Source organism: Plantibacter sp. MMLR14_011 (genome assembly GCF_001865025.1).
Classification (GTDB): Bacteria; Actinomycetota; Actinomycetes; order Actinomycetales; family Microbacteriaceae; genus Plantibacter; species Plantibacter flavus_A.
Map to the genome: position 1 here is coordinate 121,587 of NZ_MJGW01000072.1, position 19,518 is coordinate 141,104.

The window sequence follows — 19,518 nt, forward strand, 5'->3', positions numbered from 1 at the left end:
ACGGCCACGCTACTCCGCGGCCTCCGGCGTGGGTCGTGAGGCCTGCATGTCCGCCTCCGCGGAGTCGACCGCCTCGTGCTCCTCCGGCGACACCGGACCGACGCGGTTCTTCCGTTGGGCCGAGGTCTCGGACGGCAGTGCTACGGCCGCCTCCGTGATGCGGTTCGCCATCCCGTTGAAGATGATCCCGTGGAACGGCAGGATCGCGAACCAGTACAGGCGTCCGCCGAGCCCCTTCGGGAAGAAGACCGCGCGCTGCCGGTAGACCGAGCCGTCGCCGACCGGGGTCGCGCTCATCTCCAGCCACGCGAGTCCGGGCACGCGCATCTCGGCGCGCAGGCGAAGCATCCGACCGCGTTCGAGGTACTCCACCCGCCAGAAGTCGAGGGCGTCCCCCACGCTGAGATGCTGCGGATCGTCGCGACCACGTCGGAGGCCGACACCACCGACGAGCTTGTCCATCCAGCCACGGATCGCCCACGCCAGCGGGAAGGAGTACCACCCGTTCTCGCCGCCGATGGACTCGATCACCGAGAAGAGCCGGTCGGCGCTCGCGGAGGTCTTCCGTTCCTTGAGATCGATGTAGACGGTGTGTCCGGCCCAGTCGGGGTCGCTCGGCAGCGGGTCGCTCGGCGCGCCGTCCACGGTCGCGTTCCGCCAGGAGGTCTCGACCTCACCGTCCCGCATGCGCTGCAGTGCGAGGCGCACCGCGCGTCGGTACCCCGTCAGACCGCCCTCCGGCGGCGGGATGACCGCGTCGATGTCGTGATCGCCCATGACGCAGTCGACGAGCAGCGACTCGATGATCGGCGACGCGAGCCGGCGCGGGATCGGCGTCACGAGGTTCACCCACTGCGAGGCCAACCACGGGGTGAGGACCGGGAGCGGCGCGATCGGGCGCTGCGAGAGGCCGGCCTCGACCGCGTAGCCGTTCATCATCTGTCCGTACCGGAGGACGTCGGGGCCACCGATGTCGAAGGCGCGGTTCACGTCGCGGTCGACCTCGGCGCCCGCGAGCAGGTAGTGCAGGACGTCACGGACCGCGATCGGCTGGATGAAGTTCCGGACCCAGCGCGGCGCCGGCATGTACGGCAGGATGTCCGTGAGATGGCGGATCATCTCGAACGAGGTCGATCCGGAGCCGATGACCACACCGGCCTGCAGGACGATCGTCGGAACGCCCGAGGCGAGCAGGATCCGCCCGACCTCGGTGCGGGACCGCAGGTGCTTCGACAGCTCGACGCCCTCGGGGTGCAGGCCACCGAGGTAGACGATGCGCGAGACCCCGGCCGCCGCAGCGCCGGCGGCGACGTGCTCGGCGGCGGCGAGCTCCGTCTGCTCGAAGTCGCCCTTGCCGCCCATGGAGTGCACGAGGTAGTAGACGACGTCGACGTCCTCGCAGGCCGAAGCGACCCGGGCGGCGTCCCCGAGATCACCCTCGACGACCTCCACCTGCTCGCGCCAGGGTACGTCGGTGAGCTTCTGCGGCGAGCGCACGAGCACCCGCACCGTGTACCCGGCCTCCAGCAACCGCGGCACGAGCCGCCCGCCGATGTAGCCGGTGGCACCCGTGACGAGTACGCGCTTCGGAGTCGATGATTCGGTCATGGATGCAACGTTACGACCCGTCGACGACGACGGCGCCCGGCTGTACAGCCGGGCGCCGCTGTGCAAGCACCACGCGGGTGCTGCAGGCCGCTAGAGGAGCGCCTTCGTGTGCCAGACGGTCTTCACCTCGGTGAACGCGGTGATGCGGTCGAGGCTCGCCGGAACCGGACCGCTGGCACCGCTCGGACGGACCACGCGCTTGAGCGTCTCGGCCGCGAGGACCTCGAGCTCGACCCAGTCGAGTGCTCCGGCGCCTGCGAGGTCGATCGCGTTGACGTCGGCGTGCGAGGCGAGCCACGGAGCCATCTCGGCCGGCGATCCGGTCAGCACGTTCACGACGCCGCCGGGGACGTCACTCGTGGCGAGCACCTCGGCGAGGCTGATCGAGGAGAGCGGCAGGCGCTCGCTCGCGATCACGACGACCGTGTTCCCCGCGACCAGCGCTGGAGCGACGACGCTCACGAATCCGAGGAGCGACGAGTCCTGCGGCGCGATGAGCGCGGTGACGCCCGTCGGCTCCGGAACCGAGAGGTTGAAGTACGGACCGGAGACGGGGTTCGCTCCCCCGACCACCTGGACGTACTTGTCCGCCCAGCCCGCGTACCAGACCCAGAGGTCGATGGCCTCGTCGACCTGTGCCGCGGCCTTCGCCTGCGAGACGCCTTCGGCCTGGACGATCTCTTCGATGAACTGCGTCCGCCGACCCTCGAGCAGCTCGGCGATGCGGTAGAGCACCTGGCCGCGGTTGTAGGCGGTGGCACCCGACCAACCGGCGAGTGCCGATCGTGCGGCGACGACCGCGTCGCGGGCGTCCTTCCGCGAGGCGAGCGATGCGTTCGCGAGGAACTCCCCCTTGGCGTTCGTCACCTCGTACGTCCTTCCGGATTCGCTGCGTGGGAACTTGCCGCCGATGGCGAGCTTGTAGGTCTTCGGGATGGTGAGCCGGCTCATCGCTGCTCCTCCTTCGTGGTGCTCGTGGATGGCGCGACGGTGGCGGCGGCCGATGATCCGGCCGGCGCGAGGTAGGCACCGAGCCCGTGGCGACCACCCTCGCGGCCGTACCCCGACTCCTGGTACCCGCCGAACGGGCTGGCCGGATCGAACCGGTTGAAAGTGTTCGCCCAGATGACGCCGGCGCGGAGCTTGTCCGCGACCGCGAGGATCCGGCTGCCCTTGTCGCTCCAGATACCCGCGGAGAGTCCGTACGGGGTGTTGTTCGCTTTCGCGATGGCCTCCGCGGGTGTCCGGAAGGACATGACCGAGAGGACCGGACCGAAGATCTCCTCGCGGGCGATCCGGTGACTGGTGGACACGTTCGTGAAGATCGTCGGCGCGAACCAGAACCCGTTCTCGGGCAGCTCGCAGTCCGGGCTCCACCGTTCGGCGCCTTCGAGCTCGCCGATGTCCGAGAGTTCGCGGATGCGGGCGAGCTGCTCGGCCGAGTTGATCGCGCCGACGTCCGTGTTCTTGTCGAGCGGGTCGCCGACGCGCAGCGTCTGCAGACGGCTCTTCAAGCGGTCGACGACTTCGTCGTGGATGCTCTCCTGGACGAGGAGCCGGGATCCGGCGCAGCAGACGTGACCCTGGTTGAAGAAGATGCCGTTGACGATGCCTTCGATGGCCTGGTCGATCGGGGCGTCGTCGAACACGATGTTCGCCGCCTTGCCACCGAGCTCGAGCGTCAGGCGCTTGTCGCTGCCGGCGATGGTCTTCGCGATCTCGCGCCCGACGGCGGTCGACCCGGTGAAGGCGACCTTGTCGACGTCGGGGTGGCGCACGATCGCCGCCCCGGTCGCTCCGGCACCCGTGACGATGTTCACGACACCGGCCGGCAGCTCGGCCTGCTGGAGGATCTCGGCGAAGATGAGTGCCGTGAGCGGGGTGGTCTCGGCCGGCTTGATGACGACCGTGTTGCCGGCGGCGAGCGCCGGTGCGACCTTCCAAGCCAGCATGAGGAGCGGGAAGTTCCACGGGATGACCTGCCCGGCCACCCCGAGGGCACGAGGGTTCGCGCCGAGGCCCGCGTAGTCGAGCTTGTCGGCCCAACCGGCGTAGTAGAAGAACCAGGCGGCGACGAGCGGGACGTCGACGTCGCGGGACTCCTTGATCGGCTTGCCGTTGTCGAGGCTCTCCGCCACGGCGAGCTCGCGGGCGCGCTCCTGGACGAGGCGCGCGATCCGGAAGAGGTACTTGCCGCGGTCGGCGCCCGACAGCTTCGACCACACGCGGTCGTAGGCACGCCGCGCGGCGACGACGGCGCGATCGACGTCGGCGTCACTCGCCGCGGAGATCGTCGCGATCGACTGCTCGGTGCTCGGGGAGATCGTCTGGAAGGTCCCACCCGTACCCTCGGTGAACTCGCCGTCGATGAAGAGGCCGTACTCGGAACGGAGGTGGAGGACGGAGGTGGACTCCGGGGCTGGTGCGTATTCGAGGAAGCTCATGATGTCCTAGTCGATGGTGACGTAGTCGGGGCCGGAGTAGTGGCCGGTGGTGAGTTTCTGACGCTGCAGGAGCACGTCGTTGAGGAGGCTCGAGGCGCCGAAGCGGAACAGGTGCGGCTGGAGCCACTCCTCGCCGACCGTCTCCGCGACGGTCACGAGGTACTTGATCGCGTCCTTCGAGGAACGGATGCCGCCGGCGGGCTTCACACCGATCTGCTCACCGGTGAGGCGGTGCCAGTCCCGGACGACCTCGAGCATGAGGAGGGTGACCGGGAGGGTGGCCGCGGGCGCGACCTTGCCGGTGGACGTCTTGATGAAGTCGCCACCCGCGAGGATGGCGAGCCAGGAGGCGCGCTTGACGTTGTCGTAGGTGTTCAGCTCGCCGGTCTCGAGGATGACCTTGAGGTGCGCCGAGGTGCCGTCGCTCCGACGGCAGGCCTCCTTGACCGCGACGATCTCGTCGAAGACCTGGCCGTACCGGCCGGAGAGGAACGCACCCCGGTCGATGACCATGTCGATCTCGTCCGCTCCGGCGTCGACGGCGTCGGCCGTGTCCGCCAGCTTGACCGCGAGGGAGGCGCGTCCGCTCGGAAAGGCCGTCGCGACCGCCGCGACGTTGATCCCGCCGGCGTCGTGTGCCGCACCCGGCTGCGTGTGCGCCGCGCCGAGCGCCTCGACGGCGTACGGCACCATGTCGCCGTAGACGCAGACCGCGGCGACGCGCGGAGTGGAGGGATCCCCGGCGTCCGGGGTGATGGCCTTGGCCACGAGGGAGCGCACCTTGCCGGGGGTGTCGGCGCCCTCGAGGGTGGTGAGGTCGATGAGTTCGATGATGCGGTCGAGGGCCCACGCCTTCGACGTCGTCTTGATCGAGCGCGTGCCGAGGTCCGCTGCGCGCTGTTCGAGCCCGACGGCGTCGACGCCAGCGAGGCCGTCGAGGTAGCGTCTGAGGCTGGCGTCGGTGACGGGGCCGTCGACGAGTTCGAGCGCCGTCGGCTTCGCCACGAGGTCGCCTGGTGGAGTGGTCATGGTGCGTTCCTTCCGAGCAGTTCCTGCTCCGGGGTGTGCTGCTTGGCGGATGATGGTTCGTGGTCGGCGAGGAGCGCCGTCGCGGTCGCCTCGTCGGTGACGAGCACGGTGCAGAGGCCGCTGCTGACGACGGCTCTCGCGACGGCGTGCTTCTGCGCTCCGGCGATGACCGCGATGCTGCGACCGGCACGCCGGAGCGCTTCGAGTCCGAGCCCGACCGTGCGCTCGTCGAGTGTGGGGTCGACGATCATGCCCTCGGCGTCGATGTAGCGGCCGACGACGTCCCCGACGGCACCGCGTGCGACCAGGACGTCGACGTCTGCGGCCGTGAGGTATCCGCTGTGGACGAGGGCGGAGTCGGGTCCGGCCACGCCGGCACCGTACAGGTAGGTGTCGGCCGCTGCGGCCGTGCGGAGCACCTCCGCAACCGTGCGGTCCGACTCGATGCTCAGCTTCGTCTCCAGGCGCTCGAAGATCGCCGGGCTCGGGAGCAGGGTGACGTCGCCACGGCCCTTCTCGGCGATCCGTGCAGCCGTGGCGGCCGCGGTGCCGACGCGCTGGTTGAGGCTCACGCCGCCGTTGATCTGCACCACGGAGAGCCCCGTCGCCCAGCCGTCGGACAGGTGGTCGGCGATGTCGCGCAGCGTCCTCCCCCAGCTCACGCCGAGCGTCCGCGGCACCGGTCGCATGGCGCCGAGGTAGTCGGCCGCCGCGCGAGCGACGCGTTCGTGGAGGTCGGCACTGTCGCTCGGGCTCGGCACGACGACCGCGTCCGCGAGTCCGAAGCGCTCGCGGAGCGCCCGTTCGAGTGGGAGACGGCGTGCGCGCGGGTGCACGATCTCGATGCGGATGTAGCCGAGTTCGCGGGCCTGGGCGAGGAGCCGGCCGACCTTCCACCGCGTGATGCCGAGCAGCGCGCCGATCTCGTCCTGGGTCTTCGTCTCGTCGTAGTACAGCTCCGCGGCGCGCACCGCGAGCAGCTCGTCGCTTTCGATCACCTCGGGCCTCCTCCGGATCGTCTCCAGCCTAGGACGCCACCACCACCCGGACAACGTCTGTTGGCGTCCATGCTCAGATGAGCAGCGGGCGATGCGCGGATGCGCATCGTCGCCGGGGATCCGTCAGGAGATCCGGAACAAACCGGTCAACGACCTCGTGCTGCGAGGTCGGCCTCGATCGTCGTCGGTCGGCCGGTGATACGGCCGGCGATGGCGCACAGCGCGCCGGTCGCCAGCAGGAGCAGCAACGGGACGGTCCACGATCCGGTCACAGCGTGCAGCAGGCTCACGACCAGGGGGCCGAGTGCGCCGAGGGTGTAGCCGACGCTCTGCACGAAGCCGCTCAGGGCGACCGCGCCCTCGTGGGTCGCCGTCCGCAGGTTGATGAGGACGAGGGCGAGCGGGAACAGCAGCGGGCCGAGGCCGGCCAGTAGCACCCACAGCCACGTGAGCGTCGCCGGCCACAGGAGCAGTCCGAGATAGCCGAGCACGAAGCACGCGCTCGCGACGTAGACGAGGACGGCGACGTTCCGCAGCCTCGCGACGAGCATCGGGACGATCAGGCTCGCCGGGACACCCATCGCGGAGAAGAGCGAGAGCAGCAGGCCACCCTGGGTCGGGGTGACGCCGGCGACGTCACCGACGATGGTGGGGAGCCAGGTGAACATCGCGTAGGCGTTCAGCGAGGAGGTGGCGAAGACCGCCGCGATGGCCCACGCGATCGGCGATCGATGGACGAGGACGCGTCCGGCGCGAGGCACCTCCTCGATCTCGGGGTCCGTCGCGGCGGCGGCCCGGGCATCCCGACGCTCTCGGACGATGAGCGTGATCCAGGGCAGCACGGCGAGCATGGCGACGATGGACCACACACCGAGGGACACCTGCCACCCCGCCGCGTCGGCGACCGGTACGGCGATCAGCGGCGGGATGAACGTGCTGACCGACAGGACCGTCGCGTAGAGGGAGGTGACGAGGCCGACGCGGTCGGGGAAGTACTTCTTGACCAGCGGTGGGAGCACGACGTTGCCGATGCCGATGCCGGCGAAGCAGAGCGCGCTCCCGATCGCGAGGACGGCGAAGTCGGGGGCGAGCGAGCGCATGACGTGCCCAGCGACGATCGACCCGAGCGCGATGAGCAGCACCGGTTCGAGGTGCAGCCGACGCACGAGTCGCGGGGTGAAGACGCCGAAGAGGGCGAAGCACAGTGGCGGCAGCATCCCGAGGAGTCCCAGCCCCACCGACCCCACGCCGATGTCACCGTCGATCTCGGCGTAGATCGGCGACAGCGAGGTGACGGCCGTTCGGAGGTTCGCCGCGACCAGCACGATACCGACGAGCGCGAGGGCCCTCCCCCGCCACAGGGGCCGCGGACCCACTAGGACAGCATCCGGCGCGCGCGCTCGACGTCGTCGGTCATCTGCACGATGAGCGGCTCGATCCCGGTGAACGCGACCATGCCGCGGATGCGCTCGACGAACTGCACCTCGACCTCGTCGTCGTAGAGGTCGAGATCGGTCTCGTCGAGGACGTAGGCCTCGACCTGCTTCTGCGGGACGCCGTCGAAGGTCGGGTTGTTCCCGACCGAGATCGCCGCTGGATACCGACGTCCACGCCAGAACAACCAACCCGCGTACACGCCGTCCGCGGGGATCAGACCCTGCGAATCGGGAGACAGGTTGGCGGTCGGAAAGCCGAGTTCCCGGCCACGCTTGGCGCCGTGGACGACGACACCCCGCACGCCGGGCGGACGACCGAGGAGCCGCGACGCCTCGCGGACGTCACCCTCCTCGAGGAGTTCGCGGATCCAGGTGGACGACACCCGACGCCCGCCGCCGGGACGGACGTCGTCCACGACGCGCACGGAGAAGCCGTAGACCTCACCGAACGACTCCAGCGTGGCGACCGTTCCGAGGCCGCGATGGCCGAAGCGGAAGTCCTCGCCGACGAGGACCGTCTTGGCATGCAACGCTCCGACGAGGATCGAGGTGACGAACTCCTCGGGCGTGAGCTGGGCCAGTGTCTGGTCGAAGCGCAGCAGCAGGGCCGCGTCGACCCCGGCGTCCGCCAGGAGACCGAGCTTCTGCTCGTTGCTCACGAGCGACGCCGGGCAGCGGTCTGGGTTGATGAGGCTCAGCGGGTTGCGGTCGAAGGTGACGGCGACGGAGCTGAGACCGGCTGCCGCGGCCTCCTCGAGGAGCGCGGCGACGACCGCGCGGTGACCCGTGTGGACGCCGTCGAACTTGCCGATGGTGACGGCCGACGGTCCGAAGGCGTCGGGGACCTGGTCGAGCTCGGTGAACGTGATCATTTGCCGGTACGCCGATGTCCGGCCAACCACCACAGTCCGAGGACAGGGAGGACGAGCGGGATGTAGACATAACCGCGGCCGAAGCCGGACCAGACCGTGTCGTGGGGGAAGAGTTCTGGGTCGAGCAGGCTCAGCAAGCCGACGATCAGCACCCCGGCGAGCTCGAAGGAGATCGTGGCCCATGCGATCCGCCGCCAGACGGCGCCAGGTGCGACGAGCGAGACGGTCGCCAGGATGTACACCACGGCAGCGACGGCCGAGAGCACATACGCCAGGGGCGCCTGGTCGAACTTGGTCGTGATCTGCACCACGGACCGGCCGGTGGCGGCGAGCGCCAGGATGCCGTAGACGGCGACGAGGACGACCCCGACACCACGGACGCGTGGACGGGCTGGAGCGGTGGTGGGGAGAGGCATGACCCGACGATTCTATGCGACGCGGGCCCTCGCCCCGGCACTTCGCGACCGTCACGCGAGCTGCGGTGCCGTCGTCCTCCACCGCCGTCGGTGCGCCGACGGTCAGCCGAGCTGGACGGTCCAGATCTGCTCCATGCGGTAGAGCATCACCGCGATCGCGAGACAGACGACGCCGAGGACGACCGTCGACCATCGGGTGCGTTCGACGAGCGCCCAGAATCCGCCGGCGATCGGCAGGATCATCGCGGAGACGAGGTAGGTGTAGAACTCGGGCACACTCCCGGTGGCGGTGTTCCCGAACGCGGGCGCGGCGATCGCCACCACCAGCTGCGCGATGAGGAGGACCTCGACGAGTGCCGTCGCCCCCATCGTCAGGTCGTTCGGCGCGCGCCCGGCGAACCCGAGCACGATGCAGAGGAGCCCGGCCACGACCGCGACCGCGATCTGGGCGAGGGTGAACCACTCGATCATGCCGGTTCCTCTGCCGGGAAGTTCACGACCGACTTGAGCGAGCCGCCACGGCGCTCGACGAGCCCCACCAGTCGGCCGTCCGGCGCGACGGCGGCGATCGGACCGGTGTGGCCGGCCGGCAGGTCGCGGTCGAGCCGCTTCCCGTGGCCGAGGTCGACCGCCTCCTGCTCCGTGAGCTCGAGGGCACCGAACAGGCGCTTCGCGACGTCGGCCGGGTGCAACAGCGCCGTCTCAACGTCGAGGTCGTCGATCGTCGATGCGTCCGTGACGTCGAAGGGTCCGATCCGGGTCCGGCGAAGCGCGGTGAGATGGCCGCCGACGCCGAGGGCCGCCCCCAGGTCGCGGGCGAGGGCGCGGATGTAGGTGCCGGAGGAGCAGACGACCCGGACGTCGACGTCGATCGCCGCGCCATCCCGACGGACGGCCAGCACGTCGAACGCGCTGACCGTGACCGCACGGGACTTCAGCTCCACCTCGATCCCCTCGCGGGCCAGGGCGTAGGCGCGCTTCCCGCCCACCTTGATGGCGCTCACCGTGCTCGGCACCTGCTCGATGTCGCCCGTCAGCGGACGGATCGCGGCGATGATCGCGTCGTCGTCCACGGCAGCCACTGCGGCCTGGTCGGCGCGCTCGGTGATCTCACCTTCGGCGTCGTCGGTGGAGGTCGCCTCGCCGAGGCGGATGGTCGCCGTGTACTCCTTGTCGAGACCGACGATGAAGGTCAGCAGACGGGTCGACGAGCGCGTACCCAGAACGAGCAGCCCGGTGGCCATGGGGTCGAGCGTTCCCGCATGCCCCACCTTGCGCGTGCCGGCGAGCCGCCGCACCCGGGCGACCGCATCGTGGGAGGTGTGTCCCTGCGGCTTGTCGATGAGGAGGACACCGGGACGGGCGGACGCCGACCCGGGTGCTGCTGTGCTGTTCTCGACCACCTTGCAACGGTACCAGCGGCGGTCGGCACCGCTGGGCGGCCGGATCACCCCTGGGCGGCGGCGCTCAGCAGAAGTCGGCGAAGATCCGCCGTGGGTGCCGCTCGTCCGTGTTGTCCACGAGGGCGGTCGCCCGCGCGGTCGGGTCGTCGTCCTTGCGGTAGAGCGCCTGCCCGCCCACGTAGCGTGCGTTGGACGGCGCCGTCGGGTCGGCGTCGACGCCGAGGCGCTCGTGCAGCCGCTCGTAGGCCGTCGCCATCGGGACGTCGAGCCAGACCGACGCATGCCAGAGGCCGCGGAGCTCGGGACGGTTCAGGAAGACGCCGTCGACGATGAGGACGGCGTCCTGCGGGCCGGTCGTCCAACGCAAAGGAGCGCCGACGTCGCGCTGCTCGTCGAACCCGACGAGCTGGAAGCCGGCGCTGCCCGCCAGGCGGAAGGGCTCGACGAGCACCCGGCGGAACAGCGAGTAGTCGAACGAGTCGAGCCAGTACCCCTCGGCCGAGTCCCGCCCCCGCGCGTACCGCTCCTCGCGAGGACGGTGGAAGTCGTCGATCGAGGCACGGAACACCGCGCGTCCGGCCTCGTCGAACACCTCGGCCAGTCCGTCGGCGAACGCCGCCGTGCCGGAGCCGCTGACGCCGTCCACCGCGATGAGGGTACGGCCTCGTGGGTAGTCCCGCTGGAACTGGTCTCGCAGCTGCCGGAGCAACTCGATCCGTGGTGTCGTGACGAGCTTCATGGCGCCGAGCCTACCCGCGCGGATCGTAGGCTGGTGCGGTGCCGCCCGAACCCTCCGACCTCGCCCCGCTCGTGACGGGATGGTTCCGCATCAACGCGCGCGACCTCCCGTGGCGACGCCCGGGGTTCCCCGCCTGGGGCACGCTCGTATCGGAGTTCATGCTCCAGCAGACGCAGGTCAGCCGGGTGATCCCGCGGCTCGAGGAGTGGCTCGGGCGCTGGCCGACGCCCGCCGACCTGGCGGCCGAACCACCGGCAGAAGCCGTCCGCGCCTGGGGCCGGCTCGGCTATCCGCGCCGAGCGCTCTGGCTCCATGCGGCGGCCACCCAGATCGCCGAACGACACGACGGCATCGTCCCGTCGGACGTGGATCAGCTCCTGGCGCTCACCGGCATCGGCGACTACACCGCTCGCGCCGTCGCCGTCTTCGCCTACGGGGACCGGCACCCGGTGGTGGACACGAACACCCGACGGGTCATCGCCCGAGTCGTCCGCGGCCACGGCGAGCCCGGGCCGCCGAACGCCAAGGCGGACCTCCCAGCGATGGAGGCGCTCCTGCCGGAGTCCCGCTCGGAGGCAGCCGTCTTCAACGCCGGGATGATGGAGATCGGCGCGGTGGTCTGCACCGCTCGAGCACCGCGGTGCGAGGAGTGTCCGCTCCGCGAGGTGTGCGCCTGGCGCGCAGCGGGATATCCGGCCTACGACGGACCGGTCAAGACGAAGCAGAAGCAGTTCGCGGGCAGCGACCGACAGGTCCGGGGCATCATCATGGCCGAGCTCCGCTCGACCCACCGCTCCCTGACGGACGAGGAACTCCGGACGCTCTGGCCCGACGGCGAGCAGTTCGACCGCGCACTCGCCGGACTGGTCGCCGACCGCCTCGCGGTGCGCGTCGACGGCGGATACGCACTCCCCCACGACTGACCGGCCTCTCAGCCCCGCCCGCGGTCCTCGAGCCCCATTCGCGGTCCCTGGGCCCCACTCGCGGTCCCTGGGCTTGTCGAAGGGCGCACGTCGACAGGCTCAGCGACCGGACGAAGCAACCCGGCCCCTGAGCCTGTCGAAGGGTGGTGCGAGGTGACTAGTCCTCGGCGTCGACCTCGCGCGGCTTCACGTAGGGATCCTCGTCGCCGGCGTAGGCGGCACCGGCGGCAAGCCCGGCCACCTCGGTGTCGCGGTTCTTCGCCTCGCGCAGCAGGTCTTCGATGTGCTGCGCGTTCTCCGGGATCGCGTCCAGGAAGAAGTCGAGGCTCGGCGTCAGCCGGGTGTTGATGTTGCGGCCGATCTCGGCACGCAACAGGCCCTTGGCGGACTCGAGCGCGGCCGAGGTGTCGGCGCGTTCCTCGTCGGAGCCGTACACCGTGTAGAACACGTTCGCGTGCTGGAGGTCGCCGGTCACCTGTACGTCGGTGATCGTCACGAAGCCGAGCCGCGGGTCGCGGATGCCCTTGTCGAGCCGTTTGGCGATGACTTCCTTGATGCGGTCCGCCAACTTGCGGGCCCTGGGGTTCTCTGCCATCTCGTCCTCCTCTGATGACCGCCGGGCGGAGGGCCGCCCGACGGATGCTGCACACACAATACAAGCAGGAATCCCCGCCGCCCTCCCGGAGGAGGACGACGGGGACCGGCCGAGCGGACTAGCCGCGCGGCTTCTCCTTCATTTCGATCGTCTCGATCTCGTCGCCGATCTGGATGTCGTTGAACTTGCCGAGACCGATACCGGCCTCGAAGTCCGTACGCACCTCGGTGACGTCGTCCTTGAACCGACGCAGCGATTCGATCGCCAGGCTGTCGCCGACCACGACGCCGTCGCGGATGACCCGCGCCTTGGCGTTCCTCGTGATCGTGCCCGAGCGGACGATGACACCCGCGATGTTGCCGAACTTGGAGGAACGGAACACCTCGCGGATCTCGGCGACACCGGACTGGACCTCTTCGTACTCGGGCTTGAGCATGCCGGTGAGGCTCTGCTCGACGTCCTCGAGTGCGTTGTAGATGACCGAGTAGAAGCGGACGTCCACACCCTCACGGGCCGCGCGCTCGCGCGCCTTCGGGTCGGGGCGCACGTTGAACCCGATGATGATCGCGTTGTCGATCGTGGCGAGGTTGACGTCGGACTCGGTGACCGCACCGACACCGCGGTGGATGATCCGCAGCTGGACGCTGTCGTCGACGTCGATCTTGAGCAGCGACTCCTCGAGTGCCTCGACGGCACCGGAGACGTCACCCTTGATGATGAGGTTGAGCGCCTCGACCTTGCCCTCTTCGAGTGCACGGGTGAAGTCCTCGAGCGAGATGCGCTTGCGGGCCTTGGCCAGAGCGGCGTTGCGCTCCGCAGCTTCACGCTTCTCGGCGATCTGACGCGCGGTGCGGTCCTCCTCGGTGACGAGGAAGGTGTCGCCTGCCCGAGGAACACTCGAGAGGCCCTGCACCTGGACGGGACGCGAGGGACCCGCCTCGGAGACGGTGTCGCCGTTCTCGTCGACCATCGCACGGACGCGGCCGTACGCCGTACCGGCGACGATCGCGTCACCGACGCGGAGGGTACCCGACTGGATGAGGACGGTCGCGACGGAACCGCGGCCCTTGTCGAGCTTGGCCTCGATGGCCACACCGCGTGCATCCTTGTTCGGGTTGGCGCGCAGGTCGAGACCGGCGTCCGCGGTGAGCAGCACGGCGTCGAGGAGGTCCTTGATGCCGGTGCCGGCACGAGCCGAGACGTCGACGAACATGACGTCTCCGCCGTACTCCTCGGCGACGAGGCCGTACTCGGTCAGCTGCTGGCGCACCTTGGCCGGGTTGGCGTCGGGCTTGTCCACCTTGTTGACCGCGACGACGATCGGCACGTTGGCCGCCTGCGCGTGGTTCAAGGCCTCGACCGTCTGCGGCATGATGCCGTCGTCCGCCGCGACCACCAGGATCGCGATGTCGGTGACCTGCGCACCACGAGCACGCATGGCGGTGAACGCCTCGTGACCCGGGGTGTCGATGAAGGTGATCGGACGCTCGATGCCCTCGTGCTCAGCGACGACCTGGTACGCACCGATGTGCTGCGTGATGCCACCGGCCTCGCCGGCGACGACGTTCGCATTGCGGATGGCGTCGAGGAGGCGCGTCTTACCGTGGTCGACGTGACCCATGACGGTGACCACGGGGGGACGGATGGCGAGGTCCTCGTCGGACTCGTCCTCCAGCTCCTGGTCGAGGTCGATGTCGAAGCCCTCGAGGAGCTCCCGGTCCTCGTCCTCGGGCGAGACCATCTGGATCTTGTAGCCGAGCTCGGAACCGAGCACGTCGAAGGTCGCCTCGTCGAGCGACTCCGTCGCCGTCGCCATCTCACCGAGGTGGAACAGCACGGTGACGAGGTTGCCGGGGCTGGCGTCGATCTTGTCGGCGAAGTCCGAGATGGACGCGCCACGACGCAGACGGATGATGGTGTTGCCATCGCCGCGGGGGACGCTCACGCCGCCGAGCGACGGGGCTTCCCGCAGCTCGAATTCGGCCCTCTTCGTCCGCTTCGACTTGCGTGCCTTGCTCTTGCCGCCACCACGACCGAAGGCACCTGCGGTACCACCGCCGGGTCCGCGACCACGACCGCCGCCGCCACCAGGGCGACCGGCGAATCCACCGGCGGGTGCACCACCGGGGGCACCGCCGGGACGGAAGCCACCACCGGCACCACCGGGACGGAAGCCGCCGCCGCCGGCGGGACGACCTGCGCCACCCGGACGACCGGGGCCACCGGGACGCTGACCCTGGCCGACGCCCGGACGGGGCGAGCCGGGGCGCGGAGCCTGCGGACGCGGAATGTTGCTGGGGTTCGGACGCTGACCCATGCCCTGAGCCGCTGCGAACGGGTTGTTCCCCGGACGCGGCGTGCCGGTGGGGCGCTGGCCCATGCCCTGCGAGGACGCGAACGGGTTGTTCCCCGGACGCGGAGCACCGGGACGGGGGCCGCCCGGCTTCGCGGCGTCGCCGGAGGGCGAGTCGCCGGCGGCCGGAGCCGCGGGTGCGGACGGTGCCGCCGGAGCAGCGGCAGCTGGTGCCTCCGCGGGGGCGGGAGCGGGAGCGGCCGGAGCCTTCGGGCCTGGGGATGCCTGCTTCGGCGCAGGCGCAGCGGGCGCCTCAGCCTTGGGGGCGGGTGCCGCGGGGGCCGGAGCCTTGGGCGCTGCTGGGCCCGGGGTCGGAGCGCCGGGCGTGGCCGGACGCTTCGCCGGGGCTGCGGGGGCGGCTGACGCCTTCGCGCCCTCGGCCTCGAGGGCGGCGCGCAGCTTGCGGGCCACCGGTGGTTCGATACTGGAAGACGGTCCCTTGACGAACTCGCCCAATTCCTTGAGCTTCGCCATGGCGATCTTGCTGTCTACTCCGAGTTCGGATGCGATCTCGTGTACACGTGGTTTTGCAGCCACAATTCTCCTGTCTGAGCTTGCACCCAGGCAGGGGCAAGCGTTAGTGGTGGACGGTGCTCATTTCGAGCCGCTCATGAGTTGTCCATTAGCCGTTCAGCCTGTTCTCTCGGAATGCCGCACCCGGGTGGGGCGGCAGCAGGATGGAGGCCCGGGATCCGGGCCTGATACCTGCGGTGGGAAGCACGGTGTGCGCCGGAGCGCTCTCGCGTGCACTCACCATCGTACACCCCGACCCTGGGTGCGGGCTCACCACCGGGTCGTGAGCGGGTCGTTCGAGCCCGACGACGTCATTCAGCCGTCGGCGCGGCCGGTTCCGTCGACACGAAGGCCTGGACCGCCGACGGGTCGGGTCCCGCATGCAATCTGAGCGCCCTCGTAAACGCCCGACGCTGCACCGCCTGGTCGACGCACGCCGACGTCGGGTGCACCCAGGATCCGCGACCCGGCAGGCGCGCCGCGGCGTCGGGGACGAGCGCCCCTTCGACCGCGACGACGCGCAGCAGTGCCGAGCGCGGCTCGCGACGGCGACAGCCGACGCAGGTCCGCACCGGTTCCATCCGGCTCAGTCCGATTCGAGGATCGAGTCCGGCTGGATGTCGATCTTGGCGCCGGTGAGCTTGGCGGCGAGACGGGCGTTCTGCCCCTCCTTGCCGATCGCGAGCGACAGCTGGTAGTCCGGCACGAGCGCCCGGACGGCCTTGAGCGACTGGTCGATGACGTACGAGCTCGTGACCTTGGCCGGGGAGAGCGCGTTCGCGACGAACGTCGGCAGATCGGGCGAGTAGTCGACGATGTCGATCTTCTCGGCACCCAGCTCGTCGGTGACCGCGCGGACGCGACGCCCGAGCTCACCGATGCAGGCGCCCTTGGCGTTGATGCTCGGGTCGTTCGCCTTCACCGCGATCTTGGTCCGGTGTCCGGCCTCGCGAGCGAGTGAGACGATCTCGACGATGCCGGACGCGATCTCCGGGACCTCCAACGCGAACAGCTTCCGTACGAGTCCGGGGTGGGTGCGCGAGACGGTGATCTGCGGACCCTTGAGGCCCTTCGTCACGCTCGTCACGTACACGCGGATGCGCGCACCGTGCGGGTACTCCTCACCGGCCACCTGCTCCTCGGGCGGAAGGATCGCCTCGATGGTGCCGAGGTCGACGTGGATCATGCGCGGGTTCGGGCCCTGCTGGATGACGCCCGCGATGATGTCGCCCTCGCGGCCCTTGAACTCACCGAGAACGGCGTCGTCCTGGATGTCGCGGAGTCGCTGGAAGATGACCTGCTTCGCGGCGAAGGCGGCGATGCGGCCGAAGTCGTCCGGCGTGCTCTCGGCCTCCCCGATCAGGACGCCCTCGTCGTCGAACTCGGGCACGAACACCCCGACGTGGCCGGTCTTGCGGTCGAGGTGGACGCGGGCCGCCGGGACGTCGCCGCGTGCGGTGGTGTCGGTACCCTCGGTGCTCTTCAGGTACGCACTCAGGATGGCCTGCTCGATGATCACGACGAGCTCCTCGAGCGGGATCTCCTTCTCGCGTTCGATCGACTTCAACAAACCGAGATCGATGTCCATCGATGGCCTCCTCTATTCAACTGGTGGTGCCGCGGCAAGACGTGCAGCGGCACGACGGGCATGCTGCTGCCGTGGTGCCGAACCCGTCTGTCTACGGTACCGGATGCCGAGGGGTACGTCATCCACTCAGCTGGGAAGCGGCCGCGCGTCCTCGAGGGGTGCCGCCCCGGCTCGACCGCGTCTCGGAGCGGGTGACATGATTGGCCAATGGTCTTGGGCGAGCTGCGGAACGTCATGCGGAGCACGAGGGTGAGGATCCTCGTCGCGATCCTGCTCGCGACGACGCTCGCGATGACGCTCGTGGGCGTCTCCACCTACACGCTCGGCCGGCAGCAGACCCTCGCGACCATCGACGCCCGCCTGGAGCACAGCGCCGAGCTCATCGCCTTCATGGTGGTCGGTTCAGGCGACTCCGCCGACGCCCCGGCGACGAGCGACGCGGCCGTCGACGCCGTGATGCGACGCTGGATCTTCGCCGAGGACGAGACCGCCGTCGGCGTGCGCGCCGACGGCTCGACGGTCGCGCCCAGCGCCCCGTCCGCCTTCCGGCTGGACGACGACCCGCGGCTGCTCGACGCCATCACGGCCCGCGCGTCCCGCGGCGTCGTCACGGGTGAGGCCACCGGTGACCGCACCGTGCGGTACGCGATCATCCCGGTGCAGGTCGTCGGCGACCCGAGTGCGGCCCACGTCGTCATCGCCACGGACGTGCACGCGGCACTCGCGGAGTCCCGAGGCATCCTCGCCGTCGAGATCGTTGTCGCCGTGGTGTGCCTGCTCCTGCTCGGCCTCGTCGGCTGGCAGCTCGCGGGCGGACTGCTCCACCCCATCCGGCTGCTGCGGGACGCCGCGGCCCGCATCACCGAGTCGGACCTCGACGAGCGGATCCCGGTCGTCGGTCGCGACGACGTCTCGGAGCTCACCACGACCGTGAACGGCATGCTGGACCGGCTCGACGAGGCCTTCACCAGTCAACGCCAACTGCTCGACGACGTCGGCCACGAGCTGAAGACCCCGTTGACCATCGTGCGAGGACACCTCGAGCTCCTCGATCCGTCCGACCCCGCGGAGGTGGCCGCCACCCGGGACCTCGCCCTCGACGAACTCGACCGGATGAGCTCCCTCGTCGCCGACATCACCGAGCTCTCGACGGCCGGACTCGCGTCGACCCTCGACCGGGAGCCGGTCGACATCGAGGCGTTCACCGCCTCCGTCCACGAGAAGGCCACGGCGATCTCGCCCGAACACGAGTGGACCCTGGGCGAGCAGGCCGCACTCACCGCCGACGTCGACGCCGGGCGCCTGGCCCAGGCCTGGCTGCAGCTCGCGGACAACGCCGCGAAGTACTCCCCGGCCGGGTCGACGATCGTGATCTCGAGCCGGTTCGACGAGTCGGACGATCCGGCGCTCGTGCTCTCCGTCGCCGACGACGGGCCCGGGGTGCCGGAGGCGCTCCGCGAACGCATCTTCGACCGGTTCACCCGGGTGAGCGGTGGACGGGGTGTCGCCGGCTCCGGCCTCGGCCTGTCGATCGTGCAGGCGATCGCCGCAGCACACGGCGGATGGGCCGAGGTCGAGGACACGCGGCAGGCCGGCTCCCTCTTCAGCATCCGACTGCCGCTCGCGGTGGCGGACGACGACGAGGGGTCCGACCCTGACCTCGACCTCGACCCGGACGAGACCGCGGCGATCCCCCGCAGCGCGATGGCGCAGGCGATCGCGCTGCGAGAGGCGCAGGCGGCTCAGGATGCCGCTGAGGCGCAGACGACCGCGGCGATGCAGGCCGGACCGACACCCGGCGATGCACGCCCCGCGAACGACGAACCACCACGCTCGCGAGCACCGTCCCCTGAGGACGACTTCCCGGACCTCGTCGACACCTCGGCTCGGCGGAGTGCGCCGGAGGACCACGCATGAGCCGGATCCTGGTCGCCGAGGACGAGACGCGGATCTCCGCGTTCGTGAGCAAGGGCCTGCGTGCCGCCGGACACACGGCGGACGTGACAGTCGACGGCTCGCAGGTCGTCGAGCTGGCGGAGAGCGGCGACTTCGACCTGCTCGTCCTCGACATCGGACTCCCCGGCGTCGACGGCTTCGAGGTGCTCAGACGGCTGCGCGACGACGGCAGCGAGCTCCCCGTCATCATCCTGACCGCCCGTGATTCCGCGCGGGACCTCGTCGCGGGCCTCGACGGCGGGGCGAACGACTACATGTCGAAGCCCTTCCGGTTCGAGGAGCTCCTGGCCAGGATCCGCCGCCGCCTCGCCGAGCGGGCTCCGGCGTCGACCGCCGCCGTCCCGGAACGCTTGTCGGTCGGTCGCCTGGAGCTCGAGCTGCGCGAACGACGCGTCCTCGTCGACGGGGTGCCGGTCGAGCTGTCCACCCGCGAGTTCGCCCTCGCCAAGGAGTTCTTCCGCCACCCGGACCAGATCCTCAGCCGTGAGGAGCTCCTCAGCCGGGTCTGGGGCTACGACTTCGATCCCGGTTCGAACGTCGTCGACGTCTACGTGCGGTATCTCCGGAACAAAATCGGCAAGGACGCCATCGCGACGGTCCGCGGGGCCGGCTACCGCCTCAGCACGAGAGCGCAGTAGCGGTCGT

The 19,518-nt window shown here is 70.1% G+C and carries 18 protein-coding genes; 3 read left to right on the forward strand and 15 right to left on the reverse strand.

All coding sequences use genetic code 11. The features are described from left to right. Positions 1-9 precede the first annotated feature (9 nt). The 11 genes from BIU99_RS17240 to BIU99_RS17290 all read right to left on the reverse strand — a co-directional run bounded on the left by BIU99_RS17240 (position 10) and on the right by BIU99_RS17290 (position 10,945). Entirely contained in the window at positions 10-1,608 is a 1,599-nt protein-coding gene (locus tag BIU99_RS17240; protein ID WP_082915912.1) for an SDR family oxidoreductase, read from the reverse strand. A 90-nt stretch (positions 1,609-1,698) separates the two neighbouring features. After that, positions 1,699-2,559 (reverse strand): aldehyde dehydrogenase, encoded by an 861-nt coding sequence (locus BIU99_RS17245; RefSeq protein ID WP_064294498.1) that lies wholly within the window; start codon positions 2,557-2,559, stop codon positions 1,699-1,701. Continuing rightward, a complete protein-coding gene (locus BIU99_RS17250; protein ID WP_071262337.1) occupies positions 2,556-4,052 on the reverse strand; it encodes an aldehyde dehydrogenase family protein in 1,497 nt (498 codons plus the stop codon). The genes BIU99_RS17245 and BIU99_RS17250 overlap by 4 nt, the downstream gene beginning before the upstream one ends. A 6-nt stretch (positions 4,053-4,058) precedes the next feature. Further along, a complete protein-coding gene (gene deoC, locus BIU99_RS17255) occupies positions 4,059-5,081 on the reverse strand; it encodes a deoxyribose-phosphate aldolase (RefSeq protein WP_071262338.1) in 1,023 nt (340 codons plus the stop codon). Further along, the gene (locus BIU99_RS17260) at positions 5,078-6,079 is read right to left on the reverse strand and encodes a sugar-binding transcriptional regulator (RefSeq protein WP_083397443.1); all 1,002 of its coding nucleotides are present in this window, start codon (positions 6,077-6,079) and stop codon (positions 5,078-5,080) included. Before BIU99_RS17260 ends, deoC begins: the two co-directional genes overlap by 4 nt. A 146-nt stretch (positions 6,080-6,225) precedes the next feature. Further along, positions 6,226-7,455 (reverse strand): MFS transporter, encoded by a 1,230-nt coding sequence (locus BIU99_RS17265; protein WP_071262339.1) that lies wholly within the window; start codon positions 7,453-7,455, stop codon positions 6,226-6,228. Next, a complete protein-coding gene (locus tag BIU99_RS17270; protein ID WP_064294502.1) occupies positions 7,455-8,387 on the reverse strand; it encodes a bifunctional riboflavin kinase/FAD synthetase in 933 nt (310 codons plus the stop codon). The genes BIU99_RS17265 and BIU99_RS17270 overlap by 1 nt, the downstream gene beginning before the upstream one ends. After that, on the reverse strand, positions 8,384-8,803 hold the full coding sequence (locus tag BIU99_RS17275) for a hypothetical protein (RefSeq protein WP_071262340.1): 420 nt from the start codon (positions 8,801-8,803) through the stop codon (positions 8,384-8,386). Before BIU99_RS17275 ends, BIU99_RS17270 begins: the two co-directional genes overlap by 4 nt. A 102-nt stretch (positions 8,804-8,905) precedes the next feature. Beyond that, entirely contained in the window at positions 8,906-9,274 is a 369-nt protein-coding gene (locus BIU99_RS17280) for a hypothetical protein (RefSeq protein WP_064294504.1), read from the reverse strand. After that, positions 9,271-10,206, reverse strand: a complete 936-nt coding sequence (gene truB / locus BIU99_RS17285; protein ID WP_071262389.1) for a tRNA pseudouridine(55) synthase TruB — start codon at positions 10,204-10,206, stop codon at positions 9,271-9,273. The genes BIU99_RS17280 and truB overlap by 4 nt, the downstream gene beginning before the upstream one ends. Before the next feature lie 64 nt (positions 10,207-10,270). Then, positions 10,271-10,945: a uridine kinase gene (locus tag BIU99_RS17290; RefSeq protein ID WP_071262341.1), complete on the reverse strand. Its 675-nt coding sequence runs from the start codon at positions 10,943-10,945 to the stop codon at positions 10,271-10,273. Between the two features lie 38 nt (positions 10,946-10,983). Between BIU99_RS17290 and BIU99_RS17295 the strand changes: the two genes are divergently transcribed. Next, positions 10,984-11,868, forward strand: a complete 885-nt coding sequence (locus tag BIU99_RS17295) for an A/G-specific adenine glycosylase (protein ID WP_071262342.1) — start codon at positions 10,984-10,986, stop codon at positions 11,866-11,868. A gap of 157 nt (positions 11,869-12,025) precedes the next feature. On the opposite strand, the gene rbfA is transcribed toward BIU99_RS17295, so the two are convergent. The 4 genes from rbfA to nusA form a co-directional block, all read right to left on the reverse strand. Further along, the gene (rbfA, locus tag BIU99_RS17300) at positions 12,026-12,463 is read right to left on the reverse strand and encodes a 30S ribosome-binding factor RbfA (protein WP_064294508.1); all 438 of its coding nucleotides are present in this window, start codon (positions 12,461-12,463) and stop codon (positions 12,026-12,028) included. A 118-nt stretch (positions 12,464-12,581) separates the two neighbouring features. Then, on the reverse strand, positions 12,582-15,290 hold the full coding sequence (gene infB / locus BIU99_RS17305; RefSeq protein ID WP_071262343.1) for a translation initiation factor IF-2: 2,709 nt from the start codon (positions 15,288-15,290) through the stop codon (positions 12,582-12,584). Positions 15,291-15,640: 350 nt separating this feature from the next. Beyond that, positions 15,641-15,910, reverse strand: a complete 270-nt coding sequence (locus BIU99_RS17310; protein WP_064295349.1) for a YlxR family protein — start codon at positions 15,908-15,910, stop codon at positions 15,641-15,643. Between the two features lie 5 nt (positions 15,911-15,915). Further along, positions 15,916-16,917, reverse strand: a complete 1,002-nt coding sequence (gene nusA, locus BIU99_RS17315; RefSeq protein WP_071262344.1) for a transcription termination factor NusA — start codon at positions 16,915-16,917, stop codon at positions 15,916-15,918. A 207-nt stretch (positions 16,918-17,124) separates the two neighbouring features. Between nusA and BIU99_RS17320 the strand changes: the two genes are divergently transcribed. Both BIU99_RS17320 and BIU99_RS17325 read left to right on the forward strand, forming a co-directional pair. Next, complete coding sequence (locus tag BIU99_RS17320) at positions 17,125-18,834, forward strand: cell wall metabolism sensor histidine kinase WalK (RefSeq protein WP_071262345.1); 1,710 nt, start codon at positions 17,125-17,127, stop codon at positions 18,832-18,834. Then, positions 18,831-19,511 carry a response regulator transcription factor gene (locus tag BIU99_RS17325; protein ID WP_071262346.1) on the forward strand — a complete coding sequence of 227 codons (681 nt, stop codon included), beginning with the start codon at positions 18,831-18,833 and terminating at the stop codon, positions 19,509-19,511. The genes BIU99_RS17320 and BIU99_RS17325 overlap by 4 nt, the downstream gene beginning before the upstream one ends. Positions 19,512-19,518: the final 7 nt, after the last annotated feature.